The sequence below is a fragment of the Hymenobacter sp. BT188 genome (assembly GCF_014333585.1).
Classification (GTDB): Bacteria; Bacteroidota; Bacteroidia; order Cytophagales; family Hymenobacteraceae; genus Hymenobacter.
On the sequence record NZ_JACSCW010000003.1, the window covers coordinates 575345 to 587721 of the forward strand.

15 protein-coding genes are annotated in these 12377 nt (G+C 53.5%); 4 read left to right on the top strand and 11 right to left on the bottom strand.

Annotated features, from left to right (window positions below):
- Positions 1 to 21 precede the first annotated feature (21 nt).
- The 3 genes from H8B13_RS10570 to H8B13_RS10580 form a co-directional block, all read right to left on the bottom strand.
- Positions 22 to 837 carry a peptidylprolyl isomerase gene (locus tag H8B13_RS10570; protein WP_187310754.1) on the bottom strand — a complete coding sequence of 272 codons (816 nt, stop codon included), beginning with the start codon at positions 835 to 837 and terminating at the stop codon, positions 22 to 24.
- A gap of 95 nt (positions 838 to 932) precedes the next feature.
- Positions 933 to 1838: a manganese catalase family protein gene (locus tag H8B13_RS10575; RefSeq protein ID WP_187310755.1), complete on the bottom strand. Its 906-nt coding sequence runs from the start codon at positions 1836 to 1838 to the stop codon at positions 933 to 935.
- A 319-nt stretch (positions 1839 to 2157) separates the two neighbouring features.
- A complete protein-coding gene (locus tag H8B13_RS10580) occupies positions 2158 to 3357 on the bottom strand; it encodes a zinc dependent phospholipase C family protein (protein WP_187310756.1) in 1200 nt (399 codons plus the stop codon).
- A 229-nt stretch (positions 3358 to 3586) separates the two neighbouring features.
- Here H8B13_RS10580 and H8B13_RS10585 point away from each other — a divergent pair, with 229 nt between their 5' ends.
- Positions 3587 to 4621: a hypothetical protein gene (locus tag H8B13_RS10585; protein WP_187310757.1), complete on the top strand. Its 1035-nt coding sequence runs from the start codon at positions 3587 to 3589 to the stop codon at positions 4619 to 4621.
- A gap of 70 nt (positions 4622 to 4691) precedes the next feature.
- On the opposite strand, the gene H8B13_RS10590 is transcribed toward H8B13_RS10585, so the two are convergent.
- Positions 4692 to 5372 carry a hypothetical protein gene (locus tag H8B13_RS10590; protein WP_187310758.1) on the bottom strand — a complete coding sequence of 227 codons (681 nt, stop codon included), beginning with the start codon at positions 5370 to 5372 and terminating at the stop codon, positions 4692 to 4694.
- A gap of 138 nt (positions 5373 to 5510) precedes the next feature.
- Positions 5511 to 6794: a metal-dependent hydrolase family protein gene (locus tag H8B13_RS10595; protein ID WP_187310759.1), complete on the bottom strand. Its 1284-nt coding sequence runs from the start codon at positions 6792 to 6794 to the stop codon at positions 5511 to 5513.
- Between the two features lie 150 nt (positions 6795 to 6944).
- On the opposite strand from H8B13_RS10595, the gene H8B13_RS10600 reads away from it, so the two are divergent.
- On the top strand, positions 6945 to 7202 hold the full coding sequence (locus tag H8B13_RS10600; RefSeq protein ID WP_187310760.1) for an acyl-CoA-binding protein: 258 nt from the start codon (positions 6945 to 6947) through the stop codon (positions 7200 to 7202).
- Positions 7203 to 7279: 77 nt separating this feature from the next.
- On the opposite strand, the gene H8B13_RS10605 is transcribed toward H8B13_RS10600, so the two are convergent.
- Both H8B13_RS10605 and H8B13_RS10610 read right to left on the bottom strand, forming a co-directional pair.
- Complete coding sequence (locus H8B13_RS10605) at positions 7280 to 7501, bottom strand: CDGSH iron-sulfur domain-containing protein (RefSeq protein ID WP_187310761.1); 222 nt, start codon at positions 7499 to 7501, stop codon at positions 7280 to 7282.
- Positions 7502 to 7605: 104 nt separating this feature from the next.
- Positions 7606 to 8127: a GNAT family N-acetyltransferase gene (locus H8B13_RS10610; protein ID WP_187310762.1), complete on the bottom strand. Its 522-nt coding sequence runs from the start codon at positions 8125 to 8127 to the stop codon at positions 7606 to 7608.
- Positions 8128 to 8265: 138 nt separating this feature from the next.
- Here H8B13_RS10610 and H8B13_RS10615 point away from each other — a divergent pair, with 138 nt between their 5' ends.
- Complete coding sequence (locus H8B13_RS10615) at positions 8266 to 8925, top strand: hypothetical protein (RefSeq protein WP_187310763.1); 660 nt, start codon at positions 8266 to 8268, stop codon at positions 8923 to 8925.
- 103 nt (positions 8926 to 9028) lie between these two features.
- Positions 9029 to 9652, top strand: a complete 624-nt coding sequence (locus H8B13_RS10620) for a deoxynucleoside kinase (protein ID WP_187310764.1) — start codon at positions 9029 to 9031, stop codon at positions 9650 to 9652.
- A gap of 97 nt (positions 9653 to 9749) precedes the next feature.
- Here the strand turns inward: H8B13_RS10620 and H8B13_RS10625 are convergent, their stop codons facing one another.
- The 4 genes from H8B13_RS10625 to H8B13_RS10640 all read right to left on the bottom strand — a co-directional run bounded on the left by H8B13_RS10625 (position 9750) and on the right by H8B13_RS10640 (position 12323).
- Complete coding sequence (locus H8B13_RS10625; RefSeq protein WP_187310765.1) at positions 9750 to 10418, bottom strand: DUF2461 domain-containing protein; 669 nt, start codon at positions 10416 to 10418, stop codon at positions 9750 to 9752.
- A 173-nt stretch (positions 10419 to 10591) separates the two neighbouring features.
- On the bottom strand, positions 10592 to 11110 hold the full coding sequence (locus H8B13_RS10630) for a T9SS type A sorting domain-containing protein (RefSeq protein WP_187310766.1): 519 nt from the start codon (positions 11108 to 11110) through the stop codon (positions 10592 to 10594).
- Positions 11111 to 11730: 620 nt separating this feature from the next.
- Complete coding sequence (locus H8B13_RS10635; protein WP_187310767.1) at positions 11731 to 12036, bottom strand: hypothetical protein; 306 nt, start codon at positions 12034 to 12036, stop codon at positions 11731 to 11733.
- A gap of 2 nt (positions 12037 to 12038) precedes the next feature.
- Entirely contained in the window at positions 12039 to 12323 is a 285-nt protein-coding gene (locus H8B13_RS10640) for a hypothetical protein (protein WP_187310768.1), read from the bottom strand.
- Between the last annotated feature and the right edge of the window lie 54 nt (positions 12324 to 12377).

Genomic DNA, 12377 nt, shown 5'->3' on the forward strand with positions numbered 1-12377 from the left:
CCAGGCTGAAGTCAGAATGTATTACTTCTCTACTACTTCAATTTTAATTGGTACGTCTTTCAGCGGCCATTTGTAAGGATCAACGGGCTCAGCGGCTATTTTGTCAATTACCTCTAAGCCTTCTACTACTTCTCCGAATACGGTGTATTTGCCATCTAAGGCAGGCACGCCTCCTACGCTGGCGTAGGTGCGAACCTGCTCGGGAGTGAGGGAGCGCCCCGCCATTTGCCGCGACTGATCTGGCGTGAGCTTTTCTCCCTGCACAAAGTAAAAGTCGGTGGAGGAGGAGCGGCGGTCGGGGTTCTGGTCGTCGTCGTAGCGTGCCATGCCCAGGGCGCCACGCTTATGAAAACGTTGGGGCTGAAACTCAGCTGGCAGGCGGTAGCGGGCAATCCGAATGGTGCGGTTTTCGCCCCGCCCGCCCTGAATTGCAAATCCCTTCACTACACGGTTGAAGACGGTTTCATCGAACACCCCCCGGCGCGCCAGTAGCAGAAAGTTAGCTTTATGGATGGGCGTATCGTCGTAGAGGCGCACGCGCATATTGCCATGACGGGTGCGAATGATTACTTCATCGGCGGGGTATTGCTTCAGGTAAGGAGTGAGCAAGGCGGCCACGTTACTGTCGGCGAGCGACGTGAGGTCGGGGCCGGGAAGGGTGGGTGCGGTGGGTGCTTCAGCCTCGGTGGGGGGCGTTTTTTCGGCTTGGCCGCAGGCAGTCAGCAGCCAGAAGGTGAGCCAGCATAATCGTAACCCAAATCGGCTTCCTGGGGGGCAAATTCTGGAGTCAGCAAAGAATAATCGCATACCACTACGCTGATGCACGGACCAGTTCATGTCTGTAGCCCGTTGGGTGAAGCCTAAAAAAAGGTGTTGCCCTCCCAGAGGAAGACAACACCCAAATCTAAGTAGCTGGCGCTGAAAGCGAACTACTACAGTTTCATCCCCATCTTCTTGGCGATACTATTGAACATGTCGGGGTCGTAGCCATCGGCGCCGGGTGCGTTGAGCTGGGGCTCCTCCTCCAATTTAGGATACGGCACACCGGGAACACCGCCCTGAATTACCTCCAGCGGCTGACCATCCTCAGGGTGAGGACCATTCCAGATAATACCAGCCTTCATGTAATCCTCTGGGCTGAAGGTATAAAGCTTAAGGTGAAGCTTTTGCTGCTCCTCCAGCTTGCGGGCTTCGGGGAAGGCTTTGTTGCTTAGCTCGGGCACGGGTACCAATTTGGTTACTTCCACACCCGTCAGCTTTTCGAGGGCACGGGCGTAGGCCACTACGTGAACACCGCCGCGCACCAGCAAGTAGCCAATAACGGCGCGAGCTGTGGGGTCAGATACCATTTCATAGACGCGCATTTTGTTCGCGCGGGCACCACACTCAAGGAAGAAATTGTGCAGCAAATCCAGCTTAAGGTTACCACTGCTGAATACGTTTTGGCCAGTCCAGAAGTTACCCATCGAATCGACTGGTAATGCTGCTTGTCCGCTGGCAATGAAGTGGTAGGTGTTACGAGCGTCGGTAGCGTCTTTGAGGGGCGCTGGCTCGGGGTCTGTGCCGCGCACGGTAGTACCAGTGAGCAGCAGATTGATAGCGTAGGATAGGGCCTCAATGTGGCTGTATTCTTCGGCAGCAATCGAGCAAGTCAGATCGTAGAAGGGGCGAAGCCGGTCGCGGCCCCGAAAGTTGAACGACTGAAACGTGTAGTTCATGAGGGTCGACATCTCCCCAAATTTGCCCCCCAATAGCTCCTGCACAGCGGCGGCATCGTTGGGCGAAGGATTTTTGGGCTTGGGCAATTCGATAGCCAGCCGATCATAGCGTAAGATCATAGCGGTAGTGTGGTAAAGGATGAAATGAAGTGAAGGAATAGGTGCCTCACCTGGCTCAAACCCCAGTAAAGCCTACTAACCTTACGGTTCGGCCTGTCCTTAGTTCCTCATAATTAATTGAAGCTCAACCATATAATTAGTTGATTGTTGGCGCTAACTATTTGATTATAACGGTTTCCAAGAAAGGTTAGGTCGTATTTTTAAATTCAGAAATACCATCTTTCACTCATCAGAGCTTCAAAAAAACTTCCCCCAATAACTTACGTGAGCAAGCCATTGGGGAAGTTGAGAGACAACAAACGCAGCGTGGGGGGCTTTTTTACCAACCGTCGTCCGTTTTTTTGGCTTTAGCCTTTTGCTTCACATTACCCGCCTCCGTTTTTACTTTGGTCTTTACTTTTTCAGGAGCAGCGGGCGTGATGACTGGCTCTGAAGCTGGCACGACAGCAGAAGCAGGAGCAATAGCGGGCGCTGCCTCGGCAGGCGCTGCCGGCATCTGATCAGCTGAGTTTATTTCGTCGGCCTTTTCTACTACTTTTTCCTTCTGCAAGGCTAGCAGCATATTCTGTGGTACCAGCTCGTTCTTGTCCCAAAGCTTTAGCTCGGCAGCAAGCTTGGCTTTCTCTTCCTTGCCGGGCTTGCGGCTCATGAGGACGTTAAGGTCGGGCTTGCCGGCATCCTGCCAGGCGGTGAGCCACATAGAAGCCACGGCCGTCGGCGCTTGCTTGAGCCGATAGGCCACCATACCACCTACTTTATCGTGGTAAGCATCCGCGAAAGCATCGGAGTAGGAACGGCGCGTTTTGCCGTAGCGGTGCGAGAAAGTGTATTTGGTTTCGGGCGTGAAATTGCGGGTTACGGCCTCTTCCAAATCGAAAGTAGCCCCCAGAAAGCCATACGACTCCTGCACCACGGCCCAGATTGCCGCCTGCGGATCCTTAATGTATTTGGCGGGCTTGCTGTCCAGCTTGTACTTGGCAATGTGGCGCTCCGGCAGCTTCGACTCCCAGAGGCTGTGCATACCGGCCTGGCCGCTAAGCTGACCGTCGTAGTTCATAGTGGTATGCAGCGGCACGTGCGCATCCGAAATGTAGTGGCAAAGGTCGGCGGATAGGGCAATGATTGCGGTAGTATCGCGCTGGCGAAATGCCTCGGTTAGCTTCTCTTTTACTTCCAATACCGTCCACGGCACCGTGCCGTATTTGCGCAGGGTGTCGGCAGTGTATCTGGCCGCCGCGTCATCCCAGGCTTTGGGCATGTCGCCAAACGGGTCGTCGCCGAAGTGGTCCATGTCGATAAAGTGGCGCGGGGCCTCGGCGGGGTCAGCCTCGCGCCGCTCATCCGCCGCAATCGACATTTTTACTATCTCATTCAGATGGCGAAAGTAAAATGCCTGCATAGAGCCCGGCAGGGCATATACGGCTACTTGGGCAATCGTTTTGTGGGCAAAGAAGCCCCAGCCATTGGATAGCACCGGCAACACCAGCACCAATGTAAGTGTGATAAAGAGTTTTTTCATAACGGCAGTAGAAAGCCAAATAGAAGGATGCCGCGAAGTTCGGTATTTTTCGGAGGAGGTAGACGAAAAAACGGCTGGGTAAAAAAGAACGTCATGCAGAGCAACGCGAAGCATCTCGTGGGCTGATGCTGGAGCACTAATTAGACGACCGCGAGCGAGATGCTTCGCTCCGCTCTGCATGACCGTCTTCCGCCTTTTGGTAACTTACCTCATTCAGCCTCTCCCGCCCATGACTAATATCTCTAAGAAGAAAATTTACTACCCCATCGGTGAGCCGCTGCGGCGCTACCTGCATGAATTCGACCGCGAAACCCGCTTGCCCGTCACCTACAAAGACCTGACACGCTTCAGCGGAGCTTATCCGCTGCTAGATCGTAATGGCCGCGATACGCTCTGGGAGACGGTTTTCTACGAGCCCTCGGCTTTGCAGGAACTGGCGGCGGGGCTCACGGAGGTATATGCGCTGCTGAAAACCGACGGTGACCTTTCCTTCAGCGAGCATCTGCTCACGGATAGAATCGACTACTGCCGGTTTGGCAACTCTAATCCGTTTCGGGTGCGCATCGTTAATCAGTTTAATGATAACTATGATTATTTCTACGTGAAGCGTGCCGACGCCTCGCGGGTATACGGGCTGGAACTGGAGCATATTTTGTCGCCCAACAGCATCAACTACCTGGTCTGCGGCGACTCGCTGATTGAAGAGCACATTGCCGGTATTCCGGGCGACGATTTTATTCGCGACCATTTGCAGCGGCCTCACCTCAATCAGGTGCGGATTGCGAAGGAGTTTGTCAAGTTTAATGAACGCTGCTTTGCTCGCTTGCTGGGCGATATGCGCGCTTACAACTACGTGATTGACGTGACGCCCGACTTTGAAGATGAACAGTACCGCGTCCGGGCCATCGACTTCGATCAGCAGAGCTATGAGGGCAAAAAGACCATGTATCTGCCGCAATTTTTCAAGGATAATCGGGCTGTGGTGCAGTTGTGCAGCAAGCTGCTCACCGGCGAAAGCATCCGGCAATACCAAACCGAAGAGCGCACGCTCATGGCGCGCCGGGCCCGCGCTGAGCGCTACCGTCTCAAAGACCTGATGGACTGCATGCGCACCGATGAGTTGTCAACGCCCGAAAAGACGACGATTTTGCAACAAGAGTTAAATCAACATCATCACACCACGCAGTTTAACCGCTGCCGCACCATGGGCGACATCGTGCGGCTGAATTTGCGGCTCATGCTGGGCCGTCCACGACCGGAATAGAATCTCTTCCCATAAAAAAGCCCCCCAGAAACGTTTCTGGGGGGCTTTTTTATGGGAAGCTGGTAAATACTTATTGCCCTAAGCCAATACTCATACCCAAAGAGATTTCTAAACCGCCGGGGCTAACCGCGTTAACTAGATCGCGCATTTCCTGAGAGGGGCGGTAGCCGTTTGAGTACGTAACGGGGTCGCCGGTGAAGCGCACACCGTAGCCTAGCGTGCCAATAAGCCCCACACGGCCCGGCTGCCAACGAAACCCAGTGCGTAGATTAAGCACCCCGCTCGCCGACAAATTATAATACGCTTCTTCTTCGGAAGGTGTGCCTTCATTCAGTGCAATCCGCACGTCATCTATTTTTCCCGAACGAGATAAGTTGGCGCCGATATAAGGAGAAACAGCTTTGGCCGGGCTGAAGAAATGCCGCACGCCAACACCAATTTTGCCCCCCACGCCCAAGCCAAGGCCTGCATTCACGTCCGTGCCCTCACCAACCATGTGCGCGTAGTAAAAACCGATGCCTCCATACGGCCCGCCCCAGCCCAAGTCGATGCCCAGGGAAGAAGTACGGTAACGGCTAAGCATGGGACCAGCAGCGGGCGCTGGCTGTCCGGCATAGATGGTAGACCGGGTAGCAGGAGCCATGGGTGAAGATGGCTGAGCCGGCGGCTGGGTATTCAATTGCGTTTGAGCTAGGGCAGGCACCCCGGCAGACAAGGCCAATAGCGTAGCTACGGTAGTAAAAATTTTCATGCGATAAAAAAGGTAGAGAATAGATTTAGTGCAAAAGAAAACCGAGGATGAAAGGGCTATAGTACGTGCTATAGTAGCTCGTAATGGCCGATTCATTCTCGGTTTTCAGTGCCTAATTCGGTTAGGCAAGCTTCATGCCTATTCCTGCTTAAATACCATGCCCTGCTTCATGACAAAACGTACGCGCTGCATGGTGGTAATATCCTGTAGCGGGTCACCATCTACGGCTACAATGTCGGCGACCTTGCCAGTTTCGAGGGTGCCTAGCTGGTCGCTCTGGCCGAGCAGGTCGGCGGCGTAAACAGTAGCGGCGCGCAACGCTTCAATAGGCGGCATTCCAGCCTCCTCCATGTAAGCAAACTCCAGCCCGTTGGCCCCGTGGCGAAATACACCGGCATCGGTGCCAAAGGCAATCTTGACGCCCGCCTTGTATGCCCGCCCAAACGTGGCTTGCAGCTTCGGCCCGATGCTCTGGGCTTTTGGCGTCACCAAAGCCGGATAATAGCCCGCAATCTTGGCGGAATCAGCCACTGACTTGCCGGCCGTGATGGTGGGCACGTACCAGGTACCGTATTTCTTCATCAGCTTCATGGTTTCGTCGTCCATGAGGGTGCCGTGCTCGATGCTGTTTACGCCGGCCCGGATGGCGCGCTTCATACCTTCGGCACCGTGGGCGTGGCAGGCCACTTTCAGCCCCAGGTCGCGAGCCGTTTCTACGATGGCCTTGATTTCGGCTTCCGTCATCTGGGCGCTGCTGCCGTCTTTGGCTACGCTGAGCACGCCGCCGGTAGCAGTTATCTTAATGAGGTCGGCGCCGTTCTTATACTGCTGCCGCACCGCTTGCCGGCCTTCGTCGGGGCTGTTTACCACACCGTCGCTGGGGCCAGGGTTGCCCATCAAATCCTGGCGGTAGCCGTTGGTGGGGTCGGCGTGCCCGCCGGTGCCGGAGAGCGACTTGGCGGCCGTGAAGATGCGCGGCCCGACCACCTGGCCGCGGTTGATGGAGTTGCGCAGCGCCACATTCACGCCCGAGCCGCCCAGGTCGCGGACGGTGGTGAAGCCTGCCATGAGGGTTTTGCGGGCATACTCCAGCGATTCAAAAGCTACGTCGGCGGGGTTCTTGATGAACTCATCGAGCTGATTGGTCTTGCTTGTCTGGTGTTCCAGATGCACGTGCATATCCAGCAGGCCGGGCATCACGGTTTTATTCTTCAGATCAATTACCTTGTCAGTACCGTTGCCGGCCGCATATCCGTTTTGGACACCGGCCACGCGCCCTTTCTCGACTACGATAGTCATTTCGGGTTGAATGCGGCCGGTGCGCACGTCGAGCAGACGACCACACTGCACGTAGGTTTTTTGGGCGTGAGCAGAAGAGAGGCTTAACAAAAAGCCCCCCAGGAGCGCAGTAAAAAGACGCATGAGATAGGGGTTTGGTGGTGGTAAGTGGGCTAATGCAGGCTTGCCAGATACACATCCGATTCCCGCACTATTTGCAAGGTGCAGCAGAAAACTCGTAACTCGCAACTCCTACAAGATAACCCGTTACTCCTACCTCAAAACCCGACCCTCATGGCCACTACCGAAGAGTTTGAAGCTGCCGCCCAGCGTGCCCAACAACTGCCCACCAAGCCCTCCAACTTAGTATTGCTCCAGCTCTACGCCCTCTACAAACAAGCGACTGAAGGCGACGTATCCGGCGACCGTCCGGGCGGCTTCGACTTCAAGGCCATAGCCAAATACGACGCCTGGGCCGGCATCAGCGGCAAGTCGCAGGACGATGCCCGCAAGGAGTATGTGGATCTGGTGAATTTTCTGGCTGACGCATAAACTCTTGGCACTTATTCGCTAAAAAAGCCCCCCAGAATATTTCTGGGGGGCTTTTTTAGTATTCGAAAAAGGGAGCTCTATACTTTTGGAGCGGGCAGGTCGAAAGCAACGGCATCGTGCTCAAAGTGGCCTTTGTGCGAGCCGTCGCAGAAAGGTTTGTTGCTGGAAAGCCCACAGCGGCAGATGCTGATTCGTTCGCGGCCGCCGAGGCCATAGGTATTGCCTTGGGCATCAACGAGTTCGATGTCGCCCTCCACGCGGAGTGAGCCGTTGCTTAGTACAGTGAGTTTAGTGGCCATGTCTTGTTTGGTTGATGAGTTTTTTCTGGTGATGGGTATGCTATTGGGTGCCGCTAGCTCAACTAGCCATCCCCTATACGATTGAATACTGAAAACGGAAACGCTTACTTCAGCTCCTTGCGCATCACGTAGTCATTCATCCAGTAGGGCCCGATAGGAACGTCCTCCTCGCGGTGCTGCTGGAAGCCCTGCCGCTCGTAGAAGCTAATAGCTGGGTTATAACGGTTTACGTTCAGCTCCAAAGCATGGCCACCGGCCACGCGAGCGGCTTCTTCTACGGCTAGCACGAGCTGCTGCCCCAGATGCTGGCCCTGGTGAGAAGGCAAGACGTAGATTTTGTGCAGCTTAAAGATAGCTTCTGCGGGCTCCGGCAACCGCGAAAAGGAAGCGTAGCCAGCTGGGTGTCCATCGGTGCGCAACAGCAAAAACACGTGCCCCTCAGTCGTCATCTGGCGTTCCAGCGAAGCCGGCGTATAAATGACGCGGTACATGTAATCAATCTGCTCCTTCGAAATAATGAAGCGGTAAGTGGGCTCCCAGGTGGCTTCGGCCAACTGAATAATAGTCGGAATATCAGCCAAGGTGGCCGGCTGAATGCTGACGGAAGCGGTATCGGTGGCGGGCATAAGCTGCAAAAACGCAAATTTTAGGATAACAAACGTGCATTCTTGCTAGTAGGAGGCATTTTGGGACGGAAATTGTATTGTGCCAGCAATAAATTGCCCCCTGGCGGGCGTTTTTAGGCCACTCTCTACTTACTCACCATGAAAAATATTTTGCTTTCCACCCTCTTCGGAGCTGCTAGTGTAATACTTGTTCCGCTAACTGCCACCGCCCAACAGACGCAAGAGCCTGTTTCCTCCACCAAGCCAGTTTCTGCTGTGGAGCGCGACCTGCGCCGTTTCAGTGATTGGGTAAATGAGAAAGTGACCCGTGCTGAAGAAGGAGCCCGCCGTGAGTGGCCCAGCGTAATGGCCGACTATGACCGCCAAAGCGCCCGCCTCGACCGCGCCACCGATAGCTTGTCGGTGCAGTCGCGCCGCGAATATGCCGCTCAGAAACAGCGCTATCAGACGTGGGCCGCTGAGCAGCAGCGCCTCGATAGCGCTGCCCGCCAACCCGAGACAGTTGCTCAGGTTCAGAGCCGCCTGCTGGGAGAAAACGTTAACATCAACCGGGCCCGAGCCACTGAGTTGCCTGAGTTGTACGCTCGTTTGTTAGAAACCACTCGCGAGCAGCGCCGCCGCTGGACGGCCGCCGAATGGAGCCAAGCCTCCGCTGTATTGTCTCGCCTCAATGCGCGCTATGAGGAAGTGCGCACCCAGTTGCCCACCAAAGACCGCCTAGACGTGCGGTCGTGGCAAGCTGAATTTCGGACTTTGGAAAAAGCCCGCGACGTAAAAGAAATCATCGATAACCGCTAAGCTGCTATTTGAGCAAGTTGAGGCGGTTCGGGGGAGATTATAGATGGGCTTCGGTGTTGATGCGCTACTTTTGCGCCTCACATTTTAGCTGCCCACCTCGCTCATGCACATCGCCATCGTCGGAAACATTGGAGCCGGCAAAACCACGCTAGCCAATAAGCTAGCGCATCACTTCAACTGGGAAGTATTTCTCGAAGACGTTGATCACAATCCTTATTTGAAGGATTTTTATGATGATATGCCCCGGTGGGCGTTTCATTTGCAGGTGTATTTCCTGAATAGCCGCTTCCGCCAAACGCAGCGCATTAAACAAATTCAGAAGGCGAATAAAGGCGTTATTCAGGACCGCACGATTTACGAGGATGCGCATATTTTCGCTACCAACCTGCATCAATCGGGCCTGATGGCTGAGCGCGATTACGATAACTATCGTAACCTGTTCGACTCGATGATTAGCATGGTCGATCCGCCAGACTTGCTACTCTACCTGCGCGCCGATTTACCTAAACTCATTCAGCAGATTGAGCGCCGTAACCGCGATTACGAAAACAACATCAAAATAGAATATCTCAAGCATCTCAATGAGCATTACGAGCAGTGGATCGGCAGCTATAAGGAAGGCAAGCTGCTCATCATCGATGTGAACAACCTCGATTACGTGAATAACCCTGAGGACCTAGGTGTCATCATTGACCGCATCAATAGCACTTTATTTGGTCTATTCTAATAATAATTAGCCATACACAAAAAAGCCCCCCGATATAGTTGGGGGGCTTTTTTATGTATGAACAAGCGGATAACACCCATAGAGAGCTTTTACGTGCTTAGCCTTCAGTAAGTGCCTGATTCAGAAAGCGAACCAAGGGTTGGGCAGCCTTCAGAGAGATGACTACTTCTTGCGCGAAGTTCGGCTTCAGCACCTGCGCATCGGTGAAAGAGCGCGACACAAAGAAATCCTTCAGCTTCAACCACTCTAGGTCAGGGTCGTTCTTATCGTAGCCTTTAGGCGGGCGCTGTAGCCGTTCGCCTTCCAAGCCATCGGGGTAGTAGCGAACCATATCTGCCTCTTGGCGCAGCGCATGAAACGCAGGGGCGTTATAGTGAATCTCCTGCCGAATACGGGCTACTGCTGGTGTTTCGGGGCGCCACTTGCCGGCTCCCACCCAACTAGTGCCATTCGGGCCAACCGCCAGAAAGTAGCCGGCCCACGGGGAGTGTCGCCCATCGCGGGCAAAGCCTGCGCCCATATGTTTCTTGTAAGGCTCATCGCTTTGCTGAAACCGGTCGTTTTTATTGATGCGGTACTGACTGGCCGCCGCGGCGAGGCCCGCCAACTCTGGTTCAAATTGCTGCAAACCCTGTAGTACCGTCTTTACCAACTCGGTAAACTCGGCCCGCGCCCGCTGGTATTCACCCCGATGGGCATCCATCCAAGGCTTGTTATTATTATCGGCTAACTCGCGCAGAAAACTCAGAACGGGTGCAAGATTCATGGGGGGCAAATTTCAATGAACATCTGGTTGGATACGTTTTCTTCCAGATGTGAAAGTGTGTTTACGGATTACTGTCGAGCAATCAATAGTCTGTAAAGTAGTAAGGTTCCATAAAAAAGCTTCGGCGTCCTGGAGCATCCAGAACGCCGAAGCTAAAAGAAAGCGAAGCAAACTTATTGCTTGATGAAGCGCGCTTGGCGCACGCTCCGATCGGGGCTAAGTACCCGCACCATGTATACGCCCGCTGGCAGCGTGCTCACCGTAAGCGTAATGGCCGCTTCATCCGAGAAAGTCTGGCTAATTATCCGCTGACCGCGAACATTATAGATTTCAGTTGTGTGCTTGCCGGCTCCCAGTCCATTGAGGGTCAATACATCGGTAGTAGGCACTGGGCTTACCGAGAAAGCTACCACTCCCAACTGCACCGTTACCGGCTGCGAATACACCGACTTGCCATCCAGATCGATCTGACGCAAACGATAGTAGTTGTTGCCCGCAACGACCGAGCGGTCTACATAAATATAGCTATTACGCTGGGTGGTCGTCCCATTGCCCATTACATAACCCAGGTTTTTCCACTCACTATAGTCAGTGCGGTGCTCAATTTCGAAGCCTATGTTCTGCTTCTCGGAGGCTGTAGCCCACGTCAGACGCACTGCAGTATTCTCCGCTCTGCCCGTGAAGCTGATCAACTCAACTGGGAGGGGATTACGTCCATCAGCTAGGGAAAGTACTTGTTGAGATTAAGTAAACCATTGTAGACTACAGTCCGGTTTTGATTGTCATGAACGTCTGAATCTGGGTTTACAGACGCATAACCCAAAACCCGATTAGTCGACTGGTACAAGCTTAGTGATTGAGAAGCACTACTTCCCTCTAGCTCATCTGGGTTACCCGAACAATAAGTAAAGGCGAGAATGATGGTAATAGTGTTATCGTTCGAAGCGTTAATAAAGAATCGACGACGAATGGTCTTGTTGGCGGTTGGAACATTGGTGGGAGCATCAATACCAAATCCTCCCGTGATGCGCTGAACCCGCACAGAGCCAGGAAAGCTTTGGGCACCACTTGGTCAAATCAATGATAAACCGATATCGCCAAAGCTATTGGAGCCCGGCCCATTGATAATTCTAGTAGCTTCGACGGTTCCTAATAAGTATCCATTGCCTTCCAATAAATTACCTGTTGTACCTAAATCAACGCGGTAGGAACCAGTAACCAGGGTGCTCCCATTCAAAATCAATGACCGCGCAACAGTCAGGTTGTTACTAGTTAACGTCTTGGTGCCGTTGCCGAGTATCGTTAACGCCCGTTACAAGCCGCCACTAATGGTCTGGTCTTCGTTGCCCGCCAGTCGAACAGCGGCTTTGGTATCAAATGAAGCTGGATTATCGAACTGAATGTCTCCCTTAACTTCCAAGCTTCCATCTTCATTCAAGCAACGAAGAGCACCAGTCTCCAGCACATTTACATCACCAGCTACAGTAACAAGAGCAGGTGCATCCCCAAGATTAAGAGTACTGCTGCCCACCCGAAGATTGCCCTGCACGTTCCAAGTTGAAGTGCCGCCAACCCAAGTAATTAATGCGCTAGGGGTATTCAGCGTGAAGTCATACACATTTATCCCCCAAAGTCAGTGACGTTGGCTCCAGAATGCGAATAGCTGTCTAAGCTATTTGGCACAAATGCTTTCGAAGCGCTTCCGGTTGCCGTATTCAATACAGTAAAGTAGCGAACGAAATTTGCGCTAGTACCAATAATGCCTTGTGGATTTGCTATTGGTACTTGACCATAAGCGCGGCCTCCCTGGGGGTTATTATAGGCGATATATTCCAGCCAGTTAAAGTTCGTTGGTTGTCCTCCTGCGCCATTTATTATAGCCCAATGAATAGAGAATTCTCGCATCCGCGGTTGGTCGCGTGCCTCGGTGCCAACCTGAGCATATTGCCCAGGATATAC

What these genes read in the sequence shown, in the direction of transcription:
- H8B13_RS10610 (WP_187310762.1), bottom strand. Translation starts at nt 8,127, where the DNA reads ATGCCCGCCACCGATACCGCTTCCGTCAGCATTCAGCCGGCCACCTTG.
- H8B13_RS10640 (WP_187310768.1), bottom strand. Translation starts at nt 12,323, where the DNA reads ATGCGAGAATTCTCTATTCATTGGGCTATAATAAATGGCGCAGGAGGA.
- H8B13_RS10625 (WP_187310765.1), bottom strand. Translation starts at nt 10,418, where the DNA reads ATGAATCTTGCACCCGTTCTGAGTTTTCTGCGCGAGTTAGCCGATAAT.
- H8B13_RS10575 (WP_187310755.1), bottom strand. Translation starts at nt 1,838, where the DNA reads ATGATCTTACGCTATGATCGGCTGGCTATCGAATTGCCCAAGCCCAAA.
- H8B13_RS10615 (WP_187310763.1), top strand. Translation starts at nt 8,266, where the DNA reads ATGAAAAATATTTTGCTTTCCACCCTCTTCGGAGCTGCTAGTGTAATA.
- H8B13_RS10595 (WP_187310759.1), bottom strand. Translation starts at nt 6,794, where the DNA reads ATGCGTCTTTTTACTGCGCTCCTGGGGGGCTTTTTGTTAAGCCTCTCT.
- H8B13_RS10590 (WP_187310758.1), bottom strand. Translation starts at nt 5,372, where the DNA reads ATGAAAATTTTTACTACCGTAGCTACGCTATTGGCCTTGTCTGCCGGG.
- H8B13_RS10605 (WP_187310761.1), bottom strand. Translation starts at nt 7,501, where the DNA reads ATGGCCACTAAACTCACTGTACTAAGCAACGGCTCACTCCGCGTGGAG.
- H8B13_RS10600 (WP_187310760.1), top strand. Translation starts at nt 6,945, where the DNA reads ATGGCCACTACCGAAGAGTTTGAAGCTGCCGCCCAGCGTGCCCAACAA.
- H8B13_RS10620 (WP_187310764.1), top strand. Translation starts at nt 9,029, where the DNA reads ATGCACATCGCCATCGTCGGAAACATTGGAGCCGGCAAAACCACGCTA.
- H8B13_RS10580 (WP_187310756.1), bottom strand. Translation starts at nt 3,357, where the DNA reads ATGAAAAAACTCTTTATCACACTTACATTGGTGCTGGTGTTGCCGGTG.
- H8B13_RS10570 (WP_187310754.1), bottom strand. Translation starts at nt 837, where the DNA reads ATGAACTGGTCCGTGCATCAGCGTAGTGGTATGCGATTATTCTTTGCT.
- H8B13_RS10585 (WP_187310757.1), top strand. Translation starts at nt 3,587, where the DNA reads ATGACTAATATCTCTAAGAAGAAAATTTACTACCCCATCGGTGAGCCG.